The sequence below is a fragment of the Lysobacter sp. GQ73 genome (genome assembly GCF_059758755.1).
In genome coordinates this window covers 174,649-199,579 of record NZ_JCAXEE010000008.1, presented here as the reverse complement: position 1 = coordinate 199,579, position 24,931 = coordinate 174,649, and the positions used below count along the sequence as shown (strand labels likewise).

At 70.0% G+C, this 24,931-nt stretch carries 17 protein-coding genes; 9 read left to right on the top strand and 8 right to left on the bottom strand.

Annotated elements, in window-relative coordinates:
* The first annotated feature begins 20 nt into the window (after positions 1–20).
* The 3 genes from AC6CH2_RS20060 (at position 21) to AC6CH2_RS20050 (ending at position 2,857) form a co-directional block, all read left to right on the top strand.
* Positions 21–854 (top strand): hypothetical protein, encoded by an 834-nt coding sequence (locus AC6CH2_RS20060; RefSeq protein WP_498270751.1) that lies wholly within the window; start codon positions 21–23, stop codon positions 852–854.
* A gap of 121 nt (positions 855–975) precedes the next feature.
* The gene (locus AC6CH2_RS20055; RefSeq protein WP_498270750.1) at positions 976–1,914 is read left to right on the top strand and encodes a DUF4377 domain-containing protein; all 939 of its coding nucleotides are present in this window, start codon (positions 976–978) and stop codon (positions 1,912–1,914) included.
* Positions 1,915–2,002: 88 nt separating this feature from the next.
* Positions 2,003–2,857 carry a DUF4377 domain-containing protein gene (locus AC6CH2_RS20050; RefSeq protein WP_498270749.1) on the top strand — a complete coding sequence of 285 codons (855 nt, stop codon included), beginning with the start codon at positions 2,003–2,005 and terminating at the stop codon, positions 2,855–2,857.
* Positions 2,858–2,878: 21 nt separating this feature from the next.
* On the opposite strand, the gene AC6CH2_RS20045 is transcribed toward AC6CH2_RS20050, so the two are convergent.
* The 6 genes from AC6CH2_RS20045 to AC6CH2_RS20020 all read right to left on the bottom strand — a co-directional run bounded on the left by AC6CH2_RS20045 (position 2,879) and on the right by AC6CH2_RS20020 (position 9,868).
* Complete coding sequence (locus tag AC6CH2_RS20045) at positions 2,879–3,352, bottom strand: RDD family protein (protein WP_498270748.1); 474 nt, start codon at positions 3,350–3,352, stop codon at positions 2,879–2,881.
* Positions 3,353–3,472: 120 nt separating this feature from the next.
* On the bottom strand, positions 3,473–4,099 hold the full coding sequence (locus AC6CH2_RS20040) for a YbhB/YbcL family Raf kinase inhibitor-like protein (protein WP_498270747.1): 627 nt from the start codon (positions 4,097–4,099) through the stop codon (positions 3,473–3,475).
* A gap of 53 nt (positions 4,100–4,152) precedes the next feature.
* Positions 4,153–6,228, bottom strand: coding sequence for a tetratricopeptide repeat protein (locus tag AC6CH2_RS20035; RefSeq protein ID WP_498270746.1), 2,076 nt, complete (start codon positions 6,226–6,228; stop codon positions 4,153–4,155).
* Positions 6,229–6,375: 147 nt separating this feature from the next.
* A complete protein-coding gene (locus AC6CH2_RS20030; protein WP_498270797.1) occupies positions 6,376–7,365 on the bottom strand; it encodes a YheT family hydrolase in 990 nt (329 codons plus the stop codon).
* 7 nt (positions 7,366–7,372) lie between these two features.
* Positions 7,373–8,182 carry a lysophospholipid acyltransferase family protein gene (locus tag AC6CH2_RS20025; RefSeq protein WP_498270745.1) on the bottom strand — a complete coding sequence of 270 codons (810 nt, stop codon included), beginning with the start codon at positions 8,180–8,182 and terminating at the stop codon, positions 7,373–7,375.
* A 363-nt stretch (positions 8,183–8,545) separates the two neighbouring features.
* Entirely contained in the window at positions 8,546–9,868 is a 1,323-nt protein-coding gene (locus tag AC6CH2_RS20020; protein WP_498270744.1) for a sugar MFS transporter, read from the bottom strand.
* A 407-nt stretch (positions 9,869–10,275) separates the two neighbouring features.
* On the opposite strand from AC6CH2_RS20020, the gene AC6CH2_RS20015 reads away from it, so the two are divergent.
* The 6 genes from AC6CH2_RS20015 (at position 10,276) to AC6CH2_RS19990 (ending at position 21,992) form a co-directional block, all read left to right on the top strand.
* Positions 10,276–11,364: a glucokinase gene (locus AC6CH2_RS20015; RefSeq protein WP_498270743.1), complete on the top strand. Its 1,089-nt coding sequence runs from the start codon at positions 10,276–10,278 to the stop codon at positions 11,362–11,364.
* Positions 11,365–11,565: 201 nt separating this feature from the next.
* The gene (locus AC6CH2_RS20010; protein WP_498270742.1) at positions 11,566–14,253 is read left to right on the top strand and encodes a TonB-dependent receptor; all 2,688 of its coding nucleotides are present in this window, start codon (positions 11,566–11,568) and stop codon (positions 14,251–14,253) included.
* A 194-nt stretch (positions 14,254–14,447) separates the two neighbouring features.
* Positions 14,448–16,865, top strand: coding sequence for a family 20 glycosylhydrolase (locus AC6CH2_RS20005; protein ID WP_498270741.1), 2,418 nt, complete (start codon positions 14,448–14,450; stop codon positions 16,863–16,865).
* Positions 16,866–17,090: 225 nt separating this feature from the next.
* Positions 17,091–17,729 carry a tetratricopeptide repeat protein gene (locus tag AC6CH2_RS20000; protein WP_498270740.1) on the top strand — a complete coding sequence of 213 codons (639 nt, stop codon included), beginning with the start codon at positions 17,091–17,093 and terminating at the stop codon, positions 17,727–17,729.
* 217 nt (positions 17,730–17,946) lie between these two features.
* Positions 17,947–19,143, top strand: a complete 1,197-nt coding sequence (locus tag AC6CH2_RS19995) for an EAL domain-containing response regulator (RefSeq protein WP_498270739.1) — start codon at positions 17,947–17,949, stop codon at positions 19,141–19,143.
* Positions 19,144–19,151: 8 nt separating this feature from the next.
* Positions 19,152–21,992 carry an ATP-binding protein gene (locus AC6CH2_RS19990; protein ID WP_498270738.1) on the top strand — a complete coding sequence of 947 codons (2,841 nt, stop codon included), beginning with the start codon at positions 19,152–19,154 and terminating at the stop codon, positions 21,990–21,992.
* A gap of 302 nt (positions 21,993–22,294) precedes the next feature.
* Here AC6CH2_RS19990 and AC6CH2_RS19985 read toward each other — a convergent pair whose 3' ends face one another.
* The gene (locus tag AC6CH2_RS19985) at positions 22,295–22,957 is read right to left on the bottom strand and encodes an ankyrin repeat domain-containing protein (RefSeq protein WP_435395465.1); all 663 of its coding nucleotides are present in this window, start codon (positions 22,955–22,957) and stop codon (positions 22,295–22,297) included.
* Between the two features lie 268 nt (positions 22,958–23,225).
* Positions 23,226–24,731 (bottom strand): Tle-like phospholipase domain-containing protein, encoded by a 1,506-nt coding sequence (locus AC6CH2_RS19980; protein WP_498270737.1) that lies wholly within the window; start codon positions 24,729–24,731, stop codon positions 23,226–23,228.
* Between the last annotated feature and the right edge of the window lie 200 nt (positions 24,732–24,931).

Sequence of the window (24,931 nt, the reverse complement as noted above, 5' to 3'; positions counted from 1 at the left end):
TCGACAAGGAGTGTCGCACCATGAATCGATTGTTCTGCCTCGCATCGCTCGCCGCATTGCTGACGACGATCTCGCCGGCCTCGGTTGCCGCCAGCCGGCAACCCGCACCGGCTTATTCGCTGCCTCAGACCCAGGCCGGTTTGCTCGGCGCCTTCGACTGGTACCCGTTGGAGGCCACCGATGCGCGGGGCCGCCGCATCGGCGCGCTGCGCGGAGCGCGTCATCGTGGCTTGCATGCGCGCTACCAAGACGGCGTATTCGAATTGAAAGGAGCCTGCAACACGGTCGGCGGCCGCTACAAGCTGGATGGCAAGCGACTGCTGCGCGACGACCAGGGCGCAATCCAGACCACCGCCGGTTGCAGGCGCGACGCCGCGATGGACACTGCCTTCTTCCGTCTAGCCACCGTCGAGACGCAATTCGCGATCGTCGCCGAGGGCGACACGCACAAGCTGCTGATCACCCACGACGACGGCGCGCGCATCAGCCTGATCGGCGTGCCGACCGCGCAGACGCGCTACGGCAGCCCCGGCAGCCCGCTCGAATTGGAGATCGACGACGAGCGCCGCTGTCCGCCGCCGTCGAGGCGTCGCGAGCGCTGCCTGCATGTGCGGCAGGTTCGCAGCGAAGGCGCGAACCGCATTCCGGTCGGCGACTGGCACTGGCAGCGCGAACCGATCGAAGGCTATCGCCATGAAGCCTGCTTCCGCGCGATCTTGCGGGTGCGGCGCTTCGACATCGTCGATGCGCACGGCGCGCACGGCGTGGTCTACGTCAAGGAGTATCGCGACGCCCAGGCCCGCATCCAACCCGAGACCCCGGCTTGCGCGTCGGTCGATCCACGCGGCGATTGACGATCGCATCCGCCTTGCGGCCCAACCGGCTCGCTTCTCGTCCCCGCCTTTGGTCGGTGGCGAGCTGCCCCGGCCGGGTCCAAGCTCGGCATTTACCGTAGCGGGGCCGACCATGCCGCAAATGCCTTCCGTCGTCCGCCGGACCGAGTCGCCGGGCGGGTACGCCTACGCGCCGCTCCTCGCCGCACTGCTGTTCGCGCTGACCGCCTGCGGCGGCGACGACCGGCCCGGTCACACCGAGGCTGCTGCGGCGACCGAACCCGAACCCACCGCCATACCGGGCGACGCGCGCCCGGCCGCGGTGACGCAGCGCCCACCACCGCCGAAACCGGATCCGGGCCCGCAAGGCCTGGGCGGTTACCGCTGGCAAATCCTGCTCGCCACCGCCGCCGACGGCCGCGCGCTGCCGGAGCTGCAGCCGAACGAGTTCTCGCGGATCCATTTCGAGTTCGGCGACGACGGACGCCTGACGATCGACGGGCACTGCGGCGAAATGTCCGGCGATTATCGCCTGCGCGGCGATGTCCTCGAGGTGTCCGATCAGGTCCAACAGGCCGTCGGTTGCACCAACCATCTCGCCCAGGCGACTTCGATCGCGGTCGACGAACACCTGCTCTCGCCTTACCGCTACCGCCTGGAGGGCCAGGGCGTGCGGCAGCGCCTGCGCTTGACCAGCCGCAACGGCACCCAGTTGGTCTTGCAGACCGAGGATGCGGCCTGGGGCAGCAAGCCGGTCGAGATGACGCTCGAGGTCGCGGCGAAAGAAGTCGATTGCGAGGGCCTGCTGGTCGCCGCATCCCGTTGCCTGTGGGTGCGCGAGCTGCATTACGTCCTCGGCCGACGGGTGTCGGCTTCGGATTGGCATCGCTTCTACGGCCCGATCGAGGGCTATCGCCACTCACCCGGAGCGCACGAACTCGTCCGTGTACGCCATTACCCACTGATGCTGCGCGGCCGGCTCGTAAGCTCGTATGCGCTGGACTACGCCACGCCGTCGGCCCCGGAGCCGACCCACGTGAACGGCACCGTAGGCGGAGCGGTCGCTCACGACCGGCCCTAGCCGACCCGCGGCTGAACGCAGCCAACCCCATGGCCCGCGTGGGGCCGTTGATCCTGTCTTCGCAGCCAACATTGGATCATCGCGCCCCATGACTATCACCCGCCCCCTCGTTTTGTCCGCCGCCGCGCTGTCGCTCGCCCTGCTCGCCGCCTGCGCCGCGCCTTCCCACAGCACCGGCAACGGCGACACCGCCAAGCCCACCCAGGACAGCGCCGCGCCGGCCGATGCCGCGCCGGCGACTTCCGCGATCGACCTGGGCGGCTACAAGTGGAATCTCGACTCGGCCACCGACAGCGCCGGCAAGCCGATCGCGGCCCTCCAGCGCGAAGGCAAGTACGGCCTGCAGCTGAGCTTCGTCAAGGACCGCCTCGGCGTGTCCGGCGGCTGCAACCACGTGGGTGCGGCGTACGCGCTCAAGGGCGACCGCATCGAGGTCAAGCAGTTCCAGACCACCTTGATGGCCTGCCAGGACCAGCGCCTGATGCAGATGGACGACGAGATCGCCAAGCAGCTCGAAGGCAATGCGAAATTCGCCATCGAAGGCGAGGCGCCGCAGCCGCGCCTGCTGTTGACCACCGCTTCGGGCAGCAAGCTCGGCCTGAGCGGCCAGCCGACCGCGGAAACCCGTTACGGCAGCGCCGGCACCACGATGTTCTTCGAAGTCGACGCGCAGCGCCGCACCTGCCCGCATCCGCTGATGCCCAAGCACCAGTGCCTGTGGGTGCGCGAACGCAGCTACGACGCCAACGGCGTCTCGCAGGCGCCGGGCGAGTGGCAGTTCCTGTACCAGGACATCGAGGGCTACAAGCACGAAGCCGGCGTGCGCAACGTCGTGCGGGTCAAGAAGTTCGACATCAAGAACCCGCCGGCCGACGCCTCGTCGGTGGCCTACGTGCTCGACATGGTGGTCGAGAGCGAACTGGTGCCGCCGCCGAAGTCGTAAGCGCCGTCGCGGACGCGCCGCTCAGCGCGTCCGCACCACCAGGGTTTTCGGCAGGCGGTCGTGCCAGCCGGTCGGGCGACGACTGTCCGAGAAGAACAGCGACAACGCATCGAACGGAATCAGCCGCGCGAACGAGCGCCCGATGACTTGGCCCCAACTAGGCGGGCGTCCCTGCTCGTCGACCACGCGGGTGCCGGTGATGAGCTTGCCGACGGTGACGCCGAACATGCCTTCGAGCAAGATGTAGTAGGCCAACATCAGGCCGATGCCGATGGCGTAGTCGCGCAGGAGGTTCGGTTCGTCCATCGCGGCCAGCGCGCCTTCCCCGCCGAACAAGGCGAACGCGAAGGCGATCACGAAGCCGATCGCATAGCAGGCGACGAAATCGATGAGGTAGTTGAAGAAGCGCCGGAGGAAGCTCGCCGCCTCCAACTTCGCCATGCGCTCGTCCAACTGCACCGCGGTCTGCGGTGCGTGATACGGGTTGTCGTCCATGCCGATCGTGCTCCCCTGTCGGTCCCGAAGCGGGATCCCTCGGCGGACTCTAGGGCAACCGACAGCGCGCCCGCAATCGCGGTGCGCGCTCGCAACGGCGACGCCGTGCACCGCCGTCGATCAGCCGGCAACCGCCGGATTCAGCGCATACGTCGCATAGGTCGTGGCCTGGCCGAGCACATGGCCCTGCATCGCGTACAGCACTTCGCCGGCGGTGAAGCGCGGACCGACCTCGAGACGCTCGACGTCGAGAGCGAAGACGCGGAAGAAATAGCGGTGCAGGCGCAGGTCGTTCGGCGGCGGAAAGGCGCCGTCGTAGCCGTACCAGTCGCCGGCCATGTCCGGATTGGCGGCGAACCAGCCGGTGTAGTCGTTGATGCCCTGGCGCGATCCGGCCGGACCGGCCGGGCTCTGCTTGCCGTGCGCGGTCACCCCGTCGCTGCAGCTGCCGGCGGCGATCTCGGTGACCGCGGCGGGAATATCGATCATCGCCCAATGGAAGAAATCGCAACGCACCTGGTCGACCGGGATCTGCACGTCGTCGCGGTCGACCATCTCCGGCACGGTCGGCGCATCCGGGTCGATGCACAACAGCGCGAACGAGCGCGTGCCGGCCGGCACGCCGTCCCAGGCCAGGTGCGGATTGCGGTTGGCGGCGAAGCCGAAACCCTCGGCGGTGGCCTGGCCGGCGGCGAACTCGGCCGGCAGACGCTTACCGTGCTCGAAACTGTTGCTGTGGATACGCATGTCGGGCTCCTGGAGCGACGGCGCGGCGCGCCGTCGGTGCGTGGATAGGCGGCTCAGTTTTCCGGATAACCCAGGCGGCGCGCGACCGGCTTGAGCAGGGCGAAGGCCTCGCCGAGCGGGCCGGTGTACTGGCGCCAGCGGCCCGGCGCCAGGCGCGCGCCGCCGAGCGACAGATCGTTCGGCAGCGACACCTGGATGCGCAAGGTGTCGGCGATCGCCTGGGCGAGCGCGCCCGGGTCGTCGAGGATCTCGTCGAGCTTGACCAGGTTGTGCGGGAACAGATCGTGCTCGTGCAGGTCGGCGACCTGGTCCAGGGTCTGGGCCAGCCAGCGCGCGCCGGCCTCGGGCGTTTCCAGCGCGTACGGCGTGGTGCTGCCGAAGGCCAGCCAGTCGAGCAGCATGTCGCGCGGGTCGCGCACCGCGATCAGCATCATCGCCTGCGGCAGATACGGACGCAGCGCGCGCAACAGGGCGTTGTCCCACCACAGCAGCCAGTCGAACACCGGGCCCTCGGCGGCGCCGCGCGCCGGCAAGGCGGCGCGGTACATCTTGACCAGGAAGGCCGGGTCGAGGGTGCCGGCGAGCAATTCTTCGACCGTGCCGTAGCGCTGCAGCGGATCGGTCGGCGGCTGTTCGCCGTAGCGATCGACCAGCAGCGGCGCGCCGACCGCGGTCAGCATCCGGGCGAAGCGTTCGACCCGCGAACCCGGCGCGCCCCACAGCAGCAGCACGCCCTGGGCGCCGTCGGCGATCGGCGCCAACGCCGGCCATTCGGCGCCGTTGCGGCGGCTGATGGTGTTGCGCGGCAGGCGCTGGTCGACGACCTCGGCGTGCAGTTCGGCCCAGGTCGCGGCGGCGGCCTCGGGCTGGCCGGCCAGGTCGAAGGCGCGGCCGAGCAACTGGCGCAGTTCGCGCTTGACCAGCGGATCCGGCGCCAGGCCGATCAGGCGTTCGATGCGTTCGGCGGCGGCGTCCGGATCGGTCTCGGCCAGGCCCTGGACGATGCGCATTTCGGCGCGCACGTCGCCCGGGTGCAGCTCGACGATGCGATGGGCGATGGCCTCGGCCTCGGCGTGTTCGCCGACCTGATCGTGCACCGCCGCGCGCGCCTCCAGCGCGCCGAGGTGCCCGGGCATGGCCTGCTGCCAGCGTTCGATGACCTCGACCGCGCCGGCTTCGGCGAACGGTTCCAGGGCCAGGCGCGCGCGCCACAGGTTGGGCAGGTCGGCGTGGGTGGCGAGCGCGGACTCGAGCGTGCGGCGCGCATCGTCGATGTCGTCGAGGCGACGCCAGGCTTCCATGATCGCGTTGAGCGTGCGCGGGTCGTCGGGAACGATGGCCAGCGCCGAACGCAGCGCCGGCAGCGCGCGCTCCGGACGGCCGGCGTCGAGTTCCAGCTCGCCGAGCCAACGCTGCACGCCGAAGCCGGCGTCTTCGCGCTCGGCCACCGCGGCGACCCGGTCGGCGGCTTCGCCGAAGCGCTGCTGGCGGCGCATCAGGTCGGCGATCATCAACTGCAGGGTGGGCTGATCGGGGTGACGCTCGGCGAGGGTCAGGAAGGCCTGCTCGGCGAAGGCCAGATGGCCCTTGGCGAGGTAGGCGAAGGCCAGCGCGTGCACGATCTGGGCGTCGTCCGGCGCCAGCGAGGCGGCGTGGCTGAGCACCGCCAGGGCGCGGTCGGTGTCGCCGCGGCGCAGCGCCAGAGAACCTTCGACGGCGGCGACCTGCGGGTGGCCCGGGGCGATGCGCGAGGCGGTGCGGCCGAGCCGCTCGGCTTCGTCGAGGTCGCCGCGCGCGATCGCGAGGTGGGCTTTGACGATGTAAGCCGGAAACTGATTGGGGTCGAGCCCGATCGCGGTGGCGAGCGCGGCCTGGGCCTCGTCGAGCTGGCGGCCGTCGAGCAGCGCGCCGGCGCGTTCCAGGTGCAGCTGCGCGTCCTCGGGGGTCAGGCCCAGCGCGCGGTCGAGCGCGGCGACGGCGCCCTCGCGGTCGCCGCTCAGGCGCAGCGCGGCGGCGTGCAGGCGATGCGCGCCGGCGTCTTGCGGGTCGGCGGCCACGGCCTGCTCGGCGGCGGACAACGCCTCCGCGGCGGCGCCGCGGCGCAGGGCGTCGAGGATGGGTTCGTACATTCGTGTGCTTCGGATGGGATGAGAACCGCAATTGTAGGCGGGCCGCGCCGGTTTTCCCGGCCTGGGCCGGCGCGGGCGCCGGAATGCGCGCGCGCGGCCGGTTCGATCGGTCGCCGCAGCGGCGCGGCGCGGGCCGCGCCGCCGGGCTCAGGCCGAAGCGCAGGCACTCAGGCGGTCGGCGATCCAGCGCTCGGCGAAGCCGTCGAGCTGGGCGTTCTCGAGGAAGCCGCAATGCCCGCCCCAGGGCGCGATCTCCAAGCGCGCGTGCTCGGGCAGGACCAGTTCGTGGAAGCCGGCGACCGGGATCACCGGATCGTCGGCGGCCATCAGGATGCTGACCGGGATTTCCAGCCGGGCCATGCGCTGGCCGGCGATCGAGTAACCGTCGAAGTAGCGGTCGAGGGTGCCGAAGTCGGTATGCCGCTCGACCATCCACTGGGTCAGCGGGCGCATGCTCAGGCCCAGGGTGCGGTCGTCGAAGTCGTGCAGGGCCGGGAACAACGCGCGCTTGCGCGCCAGCGAATCGCGCCATTTGCGCTCGAAGTACCACAGGTACAGCGGCAGGCCGGACTCCATCGAGTCCATGGTCCGGGCCGGATCGAGCACCGGGCACACCGCGGCGACGTGGCTCAGCGGCAGGCCGGCCTCGGTCGCGCACAGGGCCAGGCGCAGGGCGAAGTTGCCGCCGAGCGAATAGCCGGCGACCGACAGCGGCCGCAGCGGAAACCGGCGCGCGATCTCGGCGGTGGCCTGCACCACCTCGTCAATGCGGTTGGAGTGGAACAGGCCTTCGTTGAGGTGGTGGGTGTCGCCGTGATCGCGGAAGTTGAGCCGGAACACCTCGAAGCCGCGCGCCAGCAACTGCGCCGCGGTCAGCCGCATGTAGTTGGAATCGGCGCTGCCTTCCCAGCCGTGCAGCAGCATCACCAGGCCGCGCGGCTCGGTGCCGGGCACCGCGCTGTGCAGGCCGTGCAGGCGCACGCCGTCGCCGGCGTCGATCAGGTGTTCGCTGGTGTGCGCGCCGATCCGGGCGAAGCGCTGCTCGGCGCGGCGCCGGCGCAGCGGGCTGGAACCCAGCGCCGACTGGACGTGCGCGTTCCTCAGCCAACGTGGAGGCGCGTAGTCGGCTGCGGTCAGCATGGGCTCAGCTCGCCATCGCCTCGACGATGCGCTGCCGCGCCAGGTCGGCGATGCGGCGGCGGCCATCGGCTTCGCCGGGACCGATCGGGGTCAGGAAATGGATCTCGGCGACGCAGCCGGGCTCGCCGAGCAAGCGCAGGAAATTGGCGAAGAAACTTTCCTTGCCCTGGAACGCGACTACCGACTGGGCGCTGCCGCGCTCGCCGTAGCGCAGCGCGACCGGTTGCACCGGCACGTTGGCCTCGACCGCGGCCAGGAAGATGCGCGCATGGAAGGGACCGATTTCGCCGCCGCCCCGCGTGCCGCCTTCGGGAAACACGCCGACCGAGCGCCCGGCGCGCAGGCGCGCGAGCATCTCGTGCAGCACGCCGCCGAGCGATTCGGTATTGCCGCGGTGATGGAAGATGGTCTCGCCGCGCGCCGCCAGCCAGCCGACCACCGGCCAGCTCTCGATCTCGCGCTTGGCCACGAAGCCCATCATGCGCTGGCTGTGCAGGGTCTCGATGTCGATCCAGCTGACGTGGTTGGCGACGAACAAGGTCGCACCCGGCAGCGGCGTGCCGATGCGGCGCAGGCGGAAGCCGAACACGTGCAAGAGCCCGGCCGACCAGGCCCGGATCGCGCGATGGCCCAGGGTTTCGCCGCTGCCGACGCGGATGGCGGCGGTCAAGGGCGTGGTCAGCAGCAACACGAGCGGCAGGTGCACGAGCACATGCCACAGGAGCGCGGGTACACGGATCAGGTAACGCAGCGCGCGCGCGGTCGACGCACCCGGAGGCGCGACCGCGCCGGCGTGGGGAGGCGGCGCATTCATTGTGTGCACGATACCGAAGCGTCGCCGCAGCGGCCAGCGGCGATTGCGACTGAAGCCGGGTTTTCGATCCGGCGGTGAAAAATAACCGCTCGTTCGGACAAGCAAGGCGAGCGTGCCGGTCGCCGGCTCGGCCGGGCCGCCGGATCGCCACGGGCGCGCGGGCCAGGCGATCGCCCCGAATGCGGCGCTTGAACGGGGCTTCGACGAGGGCTCGGCCCGAGCCGGATTAGTGCAACGACTCGGAAACGAGCGATGCGGCCGCGCGAGCGCTCCACGCCGCGTCGGCCGCGCCGGCCGGGCCGCTCGCCCCTCGCACTGCGCTTGCGGCAGTACGAGGGGGCGCAGGCGGGGCCGCCGTCGCCCTCAGTTCGAGACCGCGGCCGGGGCGGCGCCCGCGGCCGCCGCCCGATGGGCCAGGCCGACCTTATGCCCGGCCTTGGCGAAGTACAGGATGTACAGGTAGCAGGGCACCATCAGCAGCAGGAACACCAGCTGGAAGTCGAAGTGCTGCTTGAGCGCGGCGAACAGCTGCGGAATCACCGCGCCGCCGGCGATGCCCATCACCAGCAAGGCCGAACCGCGTTCGGTCAGGCGCCCCAGCCCCTCGATCGCGAGCGGGAAGATCGCCGGCCACATCATCGCGTTGGCGAAGCCCAGCGCGGCGACGAAGCCGACCGAGACATAGCCCTTGGTAAAGAACGCGCCGACGGTAAAGGCGATGCCGAGCGCGGCCGAGATCGCGAGGTACTTCTGCTGGCTGACGAAACGCGGAATCACCACGAGCCCGACCAGGTAGCCGACCAGCATCGCGATCAGGGTGAAGGTGGTGAAGAAACTGGTTTCGCTCGGCGGCAGGCCCAGGGCCGCGCCGTAGGTACCGATCGCGTCGCCGGCCATCACCTCGGCGCCGACGTAGACGAAGATGCAGATGGCGCCGAGCCAGACGTGCGGGTAATGCATCAGGCCCTTGCCGTCGCCGCCGCTGCCGCTGTCGGCCGGCGTCGCGTTGACGTCCTCGGCGCGGATTTCCGGCAGCGGCGAGCGCAGCAGCAACACCGCCAGCAGGGCCAGCACGCCGGCCATCGCGACATAGGGCACATGCACTTTCGCGGCGAATTCGTCGAGCAGGGTCTGGCGCCCGGCCGGCGTGGCCGCGGCGAGCTGCGCATCGAACTTGTTGATGCCGGCCAGGACCAGGGTAGCGAACGCGAACGGCGCCAGCGCGCCGGCGATCTTGTTGCAGATGCCCATCACCGCGATGCGCTGCGCCGCGCCCTCGATCGGGCCGAGAATGCTGATGTAGGGGTTCGCCGCAGTCTGCAGGATCGCCAGGCCCGCGCCGATGGTGAACAGCCCGGCCAGCGCGCCCGGGTAGGACCCGCGCAGGACGAACTCGCCGAAGGCGAAGGCGCCGATCGCCATCACGAACAGACCCAGCGACATGCCTTTCTTCATGCCGGTGCGCTTGAGGATGCTCGACGCCGGCAAGGCCAGGAACAGGTAGGACAGGTAGAACACCGTCAGCACCAGGAACGCGTTGAAGTCGTTCAACTCGAACCGGTATTTGACGAAGGTGATCAGCGGCCCGTTGAGCCAGGTGACGAAACCGAACACGAAGAACAGCGCGCCGATGATCGCGATCGAACCCAGGTGACGCGGCCGAGCGCTGGCGTTGGAAACCGACATGTGACTCCCCTCCCAGAGCGGCGGGTACCGCCCGCCACGTCCCGCTGGCCATCCGGATGACCGGCACGACAAGCGTCGGCCCAACGTTGTCACAAGTCGCTGCCGCATACCAGCCGCCAGGCCAAGAAGCCCGCCAAACCGTGATCTTGCGCGCGCGCCGCTATGTTGCGGCGCATCAATAATCCGGGCGCCGAAACCCGGTTTTGTGGCCTGGCTGACACATTGGCGGGAACTTGTTGACAACGTTGTCAAACCCAGAGCACTCTCGGCGCCGCCAAGGGGAAACACACCGGCAGCCGCGGAGGGCGCATGCAGTGGGAATGGAACGGGACGTCGTCGATGTCCTTGCGGGGACGCATCGTGAACACACGCGCCGGCATGGCGACGGCCGTCGCCGGAGCGTGCGCATGAGCGCGGCGGCACGGCTGAATCCGGCCACCTCCCAGTTCATCGCCGCCGACGTCGGCGGCACCCATACCCGGGTCGGCCTGGTCCGTCCCGGCAGCGGCGGCGAGTCCACCGTGACCGTGCTCGCCCACCGCAAGTACGTCTGCGCCGACTACCCGAGCCTGGCCGCGATCCTGGCCGAGTTCATCGCCAGCAACGCAGTCGGCATCGATCACCTGGTGATCGCCTGCGCCGGCGTGGTGCTCGACGATCAGGTCATCAATTCCAACCTGCCGTGGCGGATCTCGCTGTCGGAACTGCGCCGCGAGCTCGGCCTGCGCCAGGTGTTGTTCATCAACGATTTCCAGGCCAACGCCAACGCCGCCCAGTGCATGGCGCCGGACGATTCGACCCTGCTCACGCCCGGCGTCAGCGAGTCGACGCCCGGCCCGGTGCTGGTGATCGGCCCCGGCACCGGCCTCGGCGCGGCGGTGCGCATTCCGCACGGCAAGGCCACCGTGGTGTTGCCGACCGAAGCCGGCCATACCGCGTTCGCGCCGGGCAATGCGCGCGAAGTCGAAATGCTGAGCCTGGCCCAGCAGCGCGGCCAGACCCACGTGCCGACCGAGCACTTCGTCTCCGGTCCCGGCCTGGTCAATCTGTACGGCGCGCTGTGCACGCTCAACGGGGCCGAACCCTCGCTGCGCGCGCCGGCTGGGATCACCGAAGCGGCGCGTCGCGGCGAAGCGATCGCGCGCGAAGCGGTGCTGACGTTCTGCGCGCTGCTCGGCAGCGTGATCGGCGATCTGGCCGTGATCAGCGGCGCCAAGTCGGTGTTCATCGCCGGCGGCATCCTGCCCCAGCTCAAGGACTTCGTGCCCGAGAGCGAGTTCCATGCCCGCATGCTCGACAAGGGCGCGATGCGCCCGGTGCTCGAACGCGTGCCGGTGCGGCTGATCGAGAACGAACGCCTCGGCGTGATCGGTGCGGCGAGTTGGTATCTGGAGCACGGTCAATACGAGCCGGGCCGGTACGAGCAGGGCCAGCAGGAAAGCGAATCCGGCGATGGCGCGACGGCGCCGGCGAATCGCCAGCAGAAAACGCAGTAGGCGCAAGGCCTCAGGCGCACGCGCGCAAGGCGCGTGCGCGAAACCGCGGCCTCGCATCGAAGGCGGCAACACCGAAACCGGAAACGGCGTCGCCGCGACCGGCTGCATCAAGAAAAACCAGACAAGACAAACCGGACTTCGCGACGAACCGGCTTTCCCCGGTCGATCGCCGAGCCATCACCGCCCGAGGGAGGAACAGTAATGAAAGCGCGCAAGAGCATCCTGTCAGCCAGCATCGTCGCGGTCCTGACCTGTATCGGTCCGGGCCTGGCGGCCGCCCAGGACACCCAGGCAGCCACCAGCCCGTCCGCATCGTCGCAAGCCACCGAACTCGACACCGTCGTCGTCACCGGCATCCGCGCGAGCCTGGAAAAATCGCTGGATACCAAGCGGGCCAACGTGACCGTGTCGGAAGCGATCACCGCCGAGGACATCGGCAAGTTCGCCAACACCAACGTCGCCGAAGCGATGTCGCAGATTCCCGGCGTGGCCCTCGATCGCCGCTTCGGCCAGGGCGAGCGGGTCAGCATCGACGGCACCGACCCGAGCCTCAACCTGACCTTCCTGGACGGCCATCCGGTCGCGCAGGCGATCTGGCTGTACGGCGAGCAGCCCAACCGAGGCTTCGACTACACCCTGCTCGCGCCGGAAATCCTCGGCCGGCTGGAAATCATCAAGTCGTCGGAAGCGCGCATCACCGAAGGCAGCCTCGGCGGCACCGTGCTGATGCACACCCGCCAGCCGCTCGACCTGGAGGCCAACTCGGTCGCCGGCTCGGTCAGCTACAACTACAGCGACCAGGGCAGCAAGGGCCGCCCGAGCGGCTCGCTGCTGTACAGCTGGAAGAACCCGGAAGAAACCTTCGGCGTCTCGGTCGCCGCGCAGCACTACGAAGAGCAGGTCGACCGCCAGGGCCTGGAAATCTTCGGCTACGCCAAGGCCTCGACCTTCGCCAACGCCGCGCGCGCAGGCCTCGACCCGAACGCGGAAGTGCCCAACTCGATCAACGCCGCCTGGTTCCAGCAGCACCGCAAGCGCGACAGCGCCGTGGTCAACCTGCAGTTCAAGCCGAGCGACGAGTGGGAGTTCAACCTCAGCGGCCTGTACATCAAGGAAAACTTCGACAACTACAACCAGTCGCTGTACAGCTTCCTGACCTGGAACGACGGCACCGTCGCCGCGGTCGACCGGCTCGGCGACGCCAAGAACGGCGTGGTCACCAGCGGCCACTCCAACGCCAACGCCGATCCCACCGGCGGCACGGTGCTGTACGACAACAACGTGCGCGAGTCGGAAGTCGAGACCAAGGGTATCGACCTGCGCACCGCGTTCGACGGCGAAGGCTGGGGCTTCAAGGGCCAGATCGGCCGCAGCAAGTCCGAGAACAAGCACCTGGCCCAGTACTTCATCGAGCCGGTCTACAACGGCGGCTTCAGCTGGGACATCGACCGCGGCATCACCTTCGACAATCCCGACGCCGCGCGCAACCCGGCCAACTGGGGTCCGTCGGGCGGCCTGACCAACGGTTGGATGGGCAACAACGGCGTGTTCTCGACCGAGAGCAAGGACACCTACGGCCAGATCGACTTCAACGTCGAATTCGACAGCGTGTTCAACAACCTGCAGTTCGGCGTGCGTCGCGCCAAGCACGAGGAAGCCTTCGAGCTCAACATCTACGGCCCGGTCAACCGCGGCACCCTGGCCGATGTCGGCACCGTCGGCCTGACCGACATCCGCGGCTTCACCAACGACCATGGACGCCACATCCAGGTCGGCCGCGGCAACGTGCTTGACTGGGTCAAGGGCAGCCCGCTGAACTTCGCCAACCCCGACCCGGCCGGCTTCCTCAACAATACCTGGGCGCTGGAACAGACCAACACCGCGGCCTACGTGCAGGCCGACTTCTCCAGCGGCGCCTGGCGCGGCAACTTCGGCCTGCGTTACGTCGAGTCCAAGACCGACGCGAGCGGCTTCGTCTACGGCGGCGCGCCGACCCTCGACAACCTGGCCAGCAAGTGGCAGACCAAGTCGAAGAAGGAAGACTTCGTGCTGCCGTCGCTGAACGTGGTCTACGACACCGGCAACGACGTGCTGCTGCGTTTCGCCGCGGCCAAGGTGATCGCCTGGGCGCCGTACAACCAGATGGTCAACAACACCTTCCTCAACGACACCACCTATAACGGCAGCGGCGGCAACGCCGACCTGTCGCCGTACGAGTCGACCAACTTCAACCTGTCGGCCGAGTGGTATTTCGCCGAGCAGTCGGTGCTGGCGGCGTCGGTGTTCTACAAGGACATCTCCAACTACATCGACAGCGCGGCCCGGATCGAGCGCCAGTACAACTCGATCCGCGACACCAACCGGGTCGTGTTCGACACCACCCTGGTCGGTTTCCACGGCTGCACCAGCGACGGCTATTGCGACTACGACATCCAGCGTCCGCGCAATGCCGGCAAGGGCAAGGTCAAGGGCTTCAACGTCAGCTACCAGCAGCCGTTCGCCGACACCGGCTTCGGCCTGACCGCGAACTACACCTACGCCGACGGCGAGAACAACACCGGCGATCCGTTGCCGTACCAGTCGCGCGACAGCGTCGCGATCAGCCCGTACTACGAGAACGGCCCGCTGACGGTGCGCCTGTCGTACAACTGGCGCAGCCATTACCTGGCCGGCGGCTACGTGGCCGGCGCGGCGCCGGCGAGCGTGGACGCCTACTCGGAACTCGGCGCCAGCGTGGGCTGGAAGTTCAACGAGAACATGGGCGTGTCTTTCGACGCGATGAACATCCTCGACGAGGAATACGTGCAGTACTCCGGCACCAAGAGCAAGCCGGTCGGCACCTACCACAGCGGCCGCCGCTACATGGCCGCATTCCGGTTCAACTTCTGATCCGCAGCGCAACCCGCACGCGCCGGCCGCCTGGCCGGACGCGTGGCCGCTCCGCCGGGATCGCCTCGATCCCGCCGGCGCGTCGTACCCGGAGCCCGGCACTCACCCTGCCGGGCTTCGCCGCATTGAGCAACGCACACTGACACCGCCGGCGCGCCTCCGCGCGCGCCGGCCACGAACGGAGCAGCGCAACGATGAAAACGCGTACCGCCTGGAACCTGGCCCTGGCCAGCGCCGCGGCGATCGGACTGGCCGCCTGCCACAACCCGGCCGCGCCGGCCGGCTCTGACTCGGCCGGCTCCAGCTCGACCGATGCCCCCGCCGCCGCAAACGGCGCCGAGCCGGCGATCGCCGCGCACGCCACCGCGGTGATTCCGCGCCCGGCGCAGGTCGTCGCCGGCGAGGGGCGCTTCGTGTTCGGGCCGCAGACGCGCCTGGTCGTCGCCGACGACGATGCGGCCGCCCGCCGCGTCGCCGAGGATTTCGCCGCGCGCGTGCAGCAGCTGCGCGGCTTCGCGCCGCGCCTGGACAGCGGCGGCAAGCCCGGGGCCGATGCGATCGTGTTCGCACTCGATCCCAAGTCCGCCGCCAGCGGCGACGAGGCCTACACGCTGGAGATCGGCCGCGACGGGGTGCGCGTGCAGGCGCGTGCCGCCGCCGGCCTGTTCTACGGCGCGGTCAGCCTGTGGCAGCTGGCCACCGCCGACGGCGGCCGGGGCGCGGCCAGCATCGCCGCGCAGCGCATCGACGACGCCCCGCGTTTCGTCTGGCGCGGCCTGATGCTCGATGTCGCCCGCCATTTCCGCAGCGTCGACGAGGTCAAGTCGGTGCTCGACCAGATGGCGCTGCACAAGCTCAACACCTTCCACTGGCATCTGACCGACGACCAGGGCTGGCGGGTGGAGATCAAGAAGTACCCGCGCCTGACCGAGGTCGGCGGTTGCCGCATCCTCGCCGGCGCCGCCGGCCGCGACGCCGAGGGCAAGCCCAAGCCCTATTGCGGCTACTACACCCAGGAGCAGATCCGCGACGTCGTACGCTACGCCGCCGAGCGCCACATCACCGTGGTGCCGGAGATCGAAATGCCCGGCCATGCGCAGGCGGCGATCGCCGCCTATCCCGAACTCGGCGTTACCGACGTGGTGCGCAAGGCGCCGCCGGTGTCGCCGGACTGGGGCGTGCACACCTATCTGTACGGCGTCGACGACGCCACCTTCGGTTTCCTTGAGAACGTGCTCGACGAAGTCGCCGGGCTGTTCCCCTCGCGCTACATCCACATCGGCGGCGACGAGGCGGCCAAGGACCAGTGGATCGCCTCGCCGAGCGTACAGGCCAAGATCAAGTCGCTCGGCCTCAAGGACGAGATGGCGCTGCAGAGCTGGTTCGTCGGCCGCATCGCCGGCCACCTGCAGAAGCACGACCGCATCCTGCTCGGCTGGGACGAGATCCTCGAAGGCGGCAAGCTGCCGGCGAGCGCGACGGTGATGTCCTGGCGCGGCACCAAGGGCGCGGTCGAGGCCGCGCGCGAAGGCCACGACGTGATCGTCGCGCCGGACCGCCAGCTCTACCTCGACTACGTCCAGAGCGATCGCGACGACGAGCCGAGCGGACGCTTCCCGATCAGCACCCTGCGCGACTTCTATCAGTTCTCGGTGATACCGGCCGAGCTCGATGCGGCGCAGAGCAAGCATGTGCTCGGCGCCCAGGCCAATCTGTGGAGCGAGCACCGCCGCAGCTTCGAACGCGTTCAAGGCGCGCTGTACCCTCGCCTGGATGCGCTGTCGGAAGTGGTGTGGTCGCCGCAGGCGCGGATCGACTGGAACGACTTCCAACAACGCCTGGCCGCGCAGATGGCGCGCTACCGCGCCCAGGACGTGAAGGCCTCCGACGTCGCGTTCGCAGTCAAGTTCAAGGTCGAGGACGGCGCCGACGGCGCGGCGCCGAAGCTGGCGCTGAGCAACCAGACCGGCTTCGGCGAGATCCGCTACCGCACCGACGGCCAGGACCCCGGCGCCGACGCCCCGATCTACCGGCAGCCGATCGCCGCGACCCTGCCGCTCGACGTGGTCGCGACCACCTTCGTCGACGGCAAGCCGATTTCGGCGCCGCGCCGCTTCAACGCGCGCGAGCTGGCCGACCTGAGCACCCGCACCAGCGCCGGCCTGCGGCCCTGCCGCGAGGGCTACAACCTGCGCCTGGAGGACGACGCCGCGATCGAGGGCAAGGGCGACGGCGCCCGCGCCTCGCTGACCACGAACCTGATCGATCCGTGCTGGATCTACGAAGGCGCCCGCCTCGACGGAGTCGGCCGGATCGAGGTCCGGGTCGGCCAGGTGCCGTACAACTTCCAGCTCTGGCACGACACCAAGAACATCGTGACCCGCAAGGCCGAGCTCGGCGGCGCCCTGGAAGTGCGCGTCGACGACTGCAAGAGCGCACCGATCGCGCGCCTGCCGCTGGCCGAGGCCAAGCGTTCGGACGGCCTGACCACGCTGCAGGCGGACCTGCCGAAGCTCGCCGGCCGTCACGACCTGTGTTTCGTGTTCGCCAGCGGCGGCCACGACCCGCTGTGGGCGCTGGATCGCGTGACCCTGCGCCCGGCCGCGGACTGAGCCGCCGGCCCTGCGCTCCGCCGCAGCGACGCGGCGGAGCGCTCGTTCAGCTTTCGCCGCGGCCCGCCCCTGCCCGCTCGCCATGGCCGAACCGGCCGCACCAGCACGATCCGGCCCGTTCGCAACAGGCGATCCGCCACCTTGGGCCAAATAATTATGTGCGCGAATTCATGGATTGTGCATCGCAGCGGTTAGCATGTAGGGGTTCCAGGGGGATCTACAAACATGCCTATTCGCAAGTTGTTGTTGGCCGCGGCGCTCGCCGCGGCGGTCGTATCCGGCTCCGCCGGCGCCCAGGCCCTGTCGAAGCCGGGCGAGTTCTACTTCGACGCCGACGCTCAGACCACCAAGCCGGTGGTCGTGATCAAGGAGACCGGCGACGCTGCCATGGAACGGCTGGCCAAGATCGTCGAACGCAAGGCGCACGCGCCGAACGAGGCCGCGCAACTCGCCCATCTGGCGATGCAAAGCGGCCGCACCGAGCTGGCGCGCCAGCTGTATGCGCGGGCGTTGCGCGAGATCGACAGCGGCAGCACCTACTGGCGCGCGATCATGTGGAACTACGCCTGGGACCTGTATCGCAGCGGCGCCCACGCCGAAGCCTTCAAGTACTGGGTGACCCTGCACGGCGCGCGCAACGTCAGCGCCGCATGGATGCCGCCGACCTACGCCATCGCGCTGTGGTCGTTGGGACGCAAGGACGAGGCGGTGGAGTGGTATGCCGCCGCGGTGCGCAGCGAGCCGGACCTGTGGCGCGACAGCTCGCGTTACGCCGAGCTGCTGCCGGCGTGGCGCGACGCCGACCGCGCCACCCTGGCCGAAGTGCAGAAGGCCTGGGCCGCGAACCCGCCGCGCTGGCCGTAAGGCCGCGCAAGGCCGAACCGGGCGCCTCGCCCGGCGTGCGCGAACGCAGCGGCGCGGCGTGATGCCGCGCCGCTTTTTCGTGGCCCGACGCAAGTCGGCGACCGTTCGTCGCCGTTGTTTCCGTTGGACTCGGTACACGGCTACAGTCGGCCGTCCGCAGCCGCGCGTTCGCTCGACGACGTCGGTCTGTCGATGCGCCGTCGCAGCCGAGGATCGGATGTCCCTTTCGCTACTGAGCGTTGTGGTGGTCGAAGACCACGGCTTCCAACGCCGCATGGCGCTGCGCCTGCTGTCCGAACTCGGCGTCGCCCGCCTGCACGAGGCCGGCGACGGCGTTTCCGCCCTGGTCCTGCTGCGCTCGCTGTCGCAGGTGCCGGACGTGGTCCTGGTCGATCTGGACATGCCGGGCATGGACGGCATCGAATTCATCGACCACCTCGCCCAAGAGCACCTGGCCCGCGCGATCCTGGTGGTCAGCGCGCTCGACGCGGCCCTGCTGCACACCGTCCAGACCATGGCCCGGGCCTGCGGCCTGCGCGTACTCGAGGCGGTGCCCAAGCCGCTGACCCGGAGCAAGCTCGCCCAGGCCCTGGCCGGCCTGGAGCTGGTCGCGGCGGCGGTCGACGACGACGACCCCGGCGAGATCCACCTCGACAGCCTGCGCGCGGCGCTGGCGGCCGGCGACATCGTCCCGTGGTTCCAGCCGCAGGTCGAACTCGGCAACGGCCGGGTCATCGGCGTGGAGGCGCTGGCGCGCTGGCGCCGAGGCGACGGCCGGCTGATCCTGCCGCAGCATTTCCTGCCCTTGCTGGAGAGCGCCGACCTGGTCGACGAGCTGACCGAACAGATGCTGGCCCAGGCCTGCCGCTGGAAACGCCAGTGGGACCGCAGCGGGCTGCGCCTGAAACTGTCGGTCAACGTGTCCGCCTCGACCCTCGACGACGCCGGCGCCGCCGACCGCTACCAGCGCATCGTCCGCGAAGCCGGGGTCGATCCGGCCGAGGTTGTGCTCGAACTGACCGAAAGCTCGCTGATCGCCGATGCCGCGCGCGGCCTGGGCGTGCTCGCGCGGCTGCGCCTGAAGGGCTTCGGCCTGTCGATCGACGACTTCGGCACCGGCTGGTCGTCGCTGTCGCAACTTTCGCAGGTGCCGTTCACCGAATTGAAGATCGACCAGGAATTCGTCGCCGGCGCCAGCCAGCAACCGCGCAAGCGCGCGGTGGTCGAGGCCAGCCTGGACCTGGCCCGCAAGCTCGGCCTGGACGCGGTCGCCGAGGGCGTGGAAACCGTCGAGGACTGGCAGATGCTGGCCGAGCTGGGTTGCGCGATCGCCCAGGGCCGGCTGATCGGCGATGCGGTGCCCGGCGAAGAGCTGCCGGCCCTGCTCGGCCGCTGGCGCCGGCCCGAGCATTGAGGCGCGCGGTGTTCGCCTGGCTCGACCGCTTCAGCATCCGCCGCCAACTGTGGGGACTGTTCGGGCTGTTCCTGCTGACCGGCGCCAGCGTGCTGGTGATCGACGAGATCGAGCAATACCGCGCGCGCCGCTCGCTGCAGACCCTTCAGGACGACGCCCTGCTCGGCCTGCGCCTGATCAAGACCGTGTCCGACGCTTACGGCCTGGACGTGGTCGACACCACCTTCCGGGTGCGCAACTACCTGGTCGACTGGGACGAGGGCCTGCAGCGCGTCGACGACGCCCGGCGCCGCGTCGACCAGGCCTGGCCGCGCCTGCAGGCCTTGCCGCATTCGGCCGAGGAACGCGCGCAGCTGCATGCCGCCGCCCAGGCCCGCCGCACCGCCGACGCGGCCGCGGCCGAACTGCGCGCGATCCTGCGCCATCGCGACATCCGCGCCCTGGGCCAGTTCGCCGACAAGCGCCTGTACCCGGCGATCGACCCGCTGACCCAACGCCTGCAGTCCTTGTCCGACCTCAAGCTGGTCCAGGCCGACAGCGTGGTGCGCGCCGACATCGTCCGCAGCGAACGGGTCAGCCTGGTCCGCATCGCCCTGTCGCTGTTCGCGCTGGCGACCGCGGCGCTGATCGGCCGGCGCATCCTGCGCAACGCCTCGCGCGGCATCGACCGCCTGACCTGGCTGGCGCGGCGGATGCGCGAGCACGACTACACCGCCGAGCCCGGCGAGCTGCCGTCCGGCGAGCTCGGCGCGGTCATGCAGGCCTTCATCGACATGCGCCGCGACGTGCTCGGCTTCGAGACCGAACTGACCGGGCAGCTGATCCGCAACGAACGCACCCGCGCCGAACTCGAGCAGCGCGAGCGCTTCCAGCGCTCGCTGCTGGATTCGGCGCAGATCGCCATCCTCGCCGTCGACGGGGACGGCTGCCTGACTCTGGTCAACGCCTTCGCCGAACGCCTGCTCGGGATCAGCGCCGAGCAGGTGATCGGCCACGAACGCCTGCACACCGTGTTCGAGCCGCGCGCGCTGCAGGCGCTGGCCGACGAATTGAGCGCACAGACCGGCCAGGCCGTGCGCGCCGACTGGACCGCGCTGCGCGAACTCGCCCTGGCCAACGCCGCGCCGCGCGAGACCCGCCTGCGCCACCGCGACGGCACCTGGGTGCCGGCGTTGATGGCGGTCTCGGCCACTCACGAGGACGAGGGCTCACCCGGCCTGCTGCTGATCGCCGCCGACCTGAGTCCGCTCAAGCGGCTGGAGCGCGAACTGCGCGCCAGCGAAGCGCGGGCGCAGGACGCCAACCGCGCCAAGTCCTCGTTCCTGGCGGCGATGAGCCACGAGATCCGCACCCCGATGATCGGCGTCACCGGCATGATCGAGGTGCTCGCGCATTCGCGCCTGGACCCCGAGCAACGCCGCGCCCTCGACGTGATCGAACAATCGGCGCGGTCGCTGCTGCAGATCATCGGCGGCATCCTCGATTTTTCGAAGATCGAGGCCGGACGCCTGGAGATCGTCACCGAGGCGGTCGATCTGGCCGCGCTGGTGCGCGGCACGATGGCCGGCTTCGTCGGCGCCGCCGCCAGCCGCGGCGTGACCCTGAGCTGCCGGATCGACGCCGGCATCGCCCCGGCGCACCGCGCCGACGCCCTGCGCCTGCGCCAGATCCTCGGCAACTTCCTCTCCAACGCGGTCAAGTTCACCGAGCGCGGCAGCATCCAGGTCGCGCTGGAATACCTCGGTGCGGCGACCGCCGACGGCGGCGAGCCGCGCGATGCGCTGTGCCTGCGCGTCAGCGACACCGGCATCGGCGTCGGCGCCGAACAGCAACGGCGTTTGTTCGAGCCTTTCAGCCAGGCCGACAGCGACACCACCCGCCGTTACGGCGGCACCGGCCTGGGCCTGGCGATCTGCCGGCGCCTGGCGGCGCTGATGGACGGCGAAGTCACGATGGAAAGCGCGCCCGGCGTCGGCACGACCATGCGCTTGCGCGTCGACCTGGCGCGCGCGCCGGCCTCGGAACTGCGCGCCGCGAACGCCGGCGATGCCGACGCGACCGCGCTGGTCGCGCGCCCCCTGCCCGACCTAGCCACCGCCGAGCGCGAACGCAGCCTGATCCTGCTGATCGACGACCATCCGACCAACCGGCTGGTGATCGCACGCCAGCTCGCCCTCGCCGGGTATGCCAGCGAGTCCGCGGGCAGCGGCCAGGAAGGCCTGCAACGCTGGCGTAGCGGGCGTTACGCGTTGCTGCTGTCGGATGTGCACATGCCCGGCCTGGACGGCTACGGGCTGGCCCGCGCGGTGCGCGAAGAGGAAGCGCGCGACGGCCTGCCGCGCACCCCGATCGTCGCCCTGACCGCCTCGGCGCTGAAGGGCGAAGCCGAGGCCTGCCAGGCCGCGGGCATGGACGATTACCTGGTCAAGCCGGTCGCGGTCGCGCGCCTGGCCGCCACCTTGCAGCGCTGGCTGCCGCACACCGTGCCGCCGCCAGGCACCGCTGCGACCCTGGCGAACGACGAGCGCGCACGCGTGCTCGACGGCGAGGTGCTGCAAGAGCTGCTGAGCGACAGCGGCGGCGACGCCGCCGACGTGCTCGACGACTTCCTTGCCGTCACCCGCCAGGACCTGGCCGAATTGCAGAGCGCGCGCGCGCAGGGCGACCTGGCCGGTGTGCGCCGCCAGGCCCATCGCATCAAGGGCGCCGCGGCCCTGATCGGCGCCCACGAACTCGGCGCCGCCGCGCAGGCGGTCGAGCAGACCGCGCACGATCAGGACTGGACCGCGTTGCTCGCGGTGCTGAGCGACCTGGAAACCGCGCTGGAGCGTTTGCGGCGGTTGCGGTGAATCGGTTTGAGCGAGCGCGGTGGGGGGCGAATAGCAAATGCCCCTGCCCCTTCTCAAAGAAGGGCCTGCAGCCGTGGCGGGCGCAACGCTGGCGATGGCTTGGATGCGGGCTCGGTCACGGCGGCTCGGCCACGGCCGGGCAACCTCCGCCGTGGCGGCGATCGCCTCACGAGCATCCAGACAAGCGTGTCGAGTTACCCCTCTGACAACGGGGTCGGCGCCCGGCGCAACGCCGAGGCAGGTATCCGCAGCGCCGGGACTTACCCTTGCCGTGGCTGTGGCCGCTTGCCGCCCCAGCGCGGTTACTTCGCCTGCGCGTCCTCGATCGGAATCTGGTGCTCGCGCAGCCATTCGAGCACCGCTTCGCGTTCGCGGCGGGCCTGGGCGCTGAGCACGCTCTCGGGGGTCATGAACATGAAACGCTGGAAACTCGCGCCCTGCACGTTGCGGGCGTTCGGGCTCGCGCCGGCCTGCAGCAGCGCCAGGGCATGGCCGAATTCGTTGACCTTGGCGGCCTGGTGCAAGGGCGTGTTGCCCATGCGGTCGGCCAGATCGGGCTTGGCGCCGGCGGCGAGCAGGGCCTTGAAGTTGTCGGCGCGCTCGCCCATCAAGGCCGCCGCGAGCGGGGTGGCCTTGGTGACGGTGTTTGGGGTGTCCGGATTCGCGCCGCGATCCAGCAGCACCCGCAGGTAGCGCGGGTCGCTGGCCATCGCCGCCAGGTGCATCACGGTCATGCCGTCATCGCTGCCGACCGTCGGGTCGGCGCCGACCCCCAGCAAGGCCTCCATGCCGTCGCTGCTGCGGTGGTAGAGCGCCCATTGCAGCGGCGTGGTGCCCTTGGCGCCGCGCGCGTTCGGGTTGGCGCCGGCCGCGGCGAGCTCGCGCACGCGCGCGGCATTGCCGTCGGCGGCGGCTTCGGCCAATTCGGCGCTACGCACGTCGGGGAAGACTTCGCTGGCTTGCATCGATCGGTTTCCCGGGCCTGCACACGCCGTGCAGACCGACAGCATAAGCAGGATGGCGGCGGCCATCACGCGCGAGGCCGCGCCACGCGGGTTCGGATGCGGAAAATTCATGACGAGGCGCCTGCTAGGGAAGACGACCGTGGTCGGATGCCCGGATCGTAGCGCAGTCGCGCCGGCGCGTAAGCCGAACCGGTGCCGTTCGCGGACGCGCGCGACGACGCGGCACGCTGGAGCGCGCTCACGTCGTCACGGTGGCCGGGTCCGGACCTCAGTCGAAGGGATTGAGGAAACTGCCGACGTCGTCGATGACCTTGGCCGTGCCTTCGGCGACATCGCCGGCGAAGTCCAGGGTGGCCTCGGTCGCGGTGCCCACGCCGTCGAACACGATCTCGGTCAGCTCGCCGGCGCCTTCGGACACGTCGCCCAGGATCTGCCCGCCGTCCTCGATCCAGCCGGCGAGGGTGTCGCCGGCATCCTTGAGGCCGGCGTACTCGCCGAGATCGCGGATCAGGCCGCCGGCGAGTTCGCCGCTGCCCTCGGCCACGTCGCCGACCAGGTTGAAGCCGCCGCGGCCGACGTCGCCGGCCAGGTTCAAGGTGCCCTCGGCCAGGTCGCCGGTGAGCTTGAAGGTGCCGTCGATGTAGCGGCCTTCGGCGAATTCGTTGTTGATCACGCCGTCGATATCGCCGCCGAAGTCGTAGCCGACGTTGAAGGCGTCGACGCCGACGTCGATCAGTTCCTGGGCGCCGTCGCCGAGCAGATCGATCGCGGTTTCCGAAACCGTCTCGGCCGTGCGGTCGAGCAGTCCGAGGTCGTCGCCTTCGATGCTCTCGGTCGGCGTCGGCGTCTGGGTCTTCATCGCCTCGATCACGGTCGCCGCGCCGTGCGCGCTGAGCACGTTCGGCCAGCCTTCCGGATGCTTCAGGTTGAGCTCGTAACCGACCGCGTCGGGCGTGCCGTTGAGGATCTCCACGCTCTGCTGCACGCCGGTCAGCGGATCGCCGTCGACGTTGTAGCGGCGGATCTGGCCGTCTTCGGCCTGCGAGCGCGCGTCGTGCGGGCTGAAGCCCAGGTCGCGCAAGGTGTCGTTGCTCAGGCCGGCGGCGTTGAAGGTCACCGCGGTGTTGCCGGTGGCCAGCGCTGCGGTCGAGGCCAGGCCGCCGCCGAGCGAGTGACCGGTGAACACGACGTTGTCGCCGAACGCGGCCTCGGCTTCCTTGGCCAGCGCGACCGCCTGTTTGTACTGGCTGGTGTCGAAGCCCAGGCCCTGGCCGACGTCGTTGGCGATGTCGCCGTCGCCGAACGGGCTGAAGCCGTTGGTGCCGGCGAAGGCGACCACGTACTGGCCGTTGTTGTTGGTATAGACCGCGGCGCGGAAGCCGGTGCCCTCGGTTTCCAGCGAGGCCGGGTCGATGCCGGCCGGCTTGCCGTCGGGGCCCTTGAGGTCGAGCAGTTGTTCCGGGGTGAGCCGGGTCCAGCCGGCGGTACCGGCGCCGTCGGTCTTGTAGACGTCGCTGGACAGCTCGGCCAGCGAGGTGTCGATGGCCTTCTGCGGCTGCTGGCCGTAGAGCTGCTCGCTGAAGGGCTCCTGCGCGGTGGTGTCGACCGGCGCATGGGGCGAGTACGGCAGCTCGACCGGCGCGCTCGCCAGGGACACCGGCGGCGCCGGCTCCTGCGGCAGCGGCTGCGAGGCCGGCTGCGGGTGCAGCAGGTGATCGATCAGATTCGGCAACTGGGCAAAACGGAACGCACTGTCGAACTCTGGAAAGCTCATCGCGGCCACCCCTGGAGACTTGAACGCAGCGTATGGAGGTGGGTTGTGCAGAAACAGCTGGTGCGTGCCCGAGCTAGGGTCGACCCTAGGGGCGTCGGGGGCGTCGGGGGCGTTGGGACTCGGGACTCGGGACTCGGGATTCGGGGGGGCGGGAGCACGGCCGTAGCGGCCGGGATCAACCTTCGGCCCAGGCGCGCGGT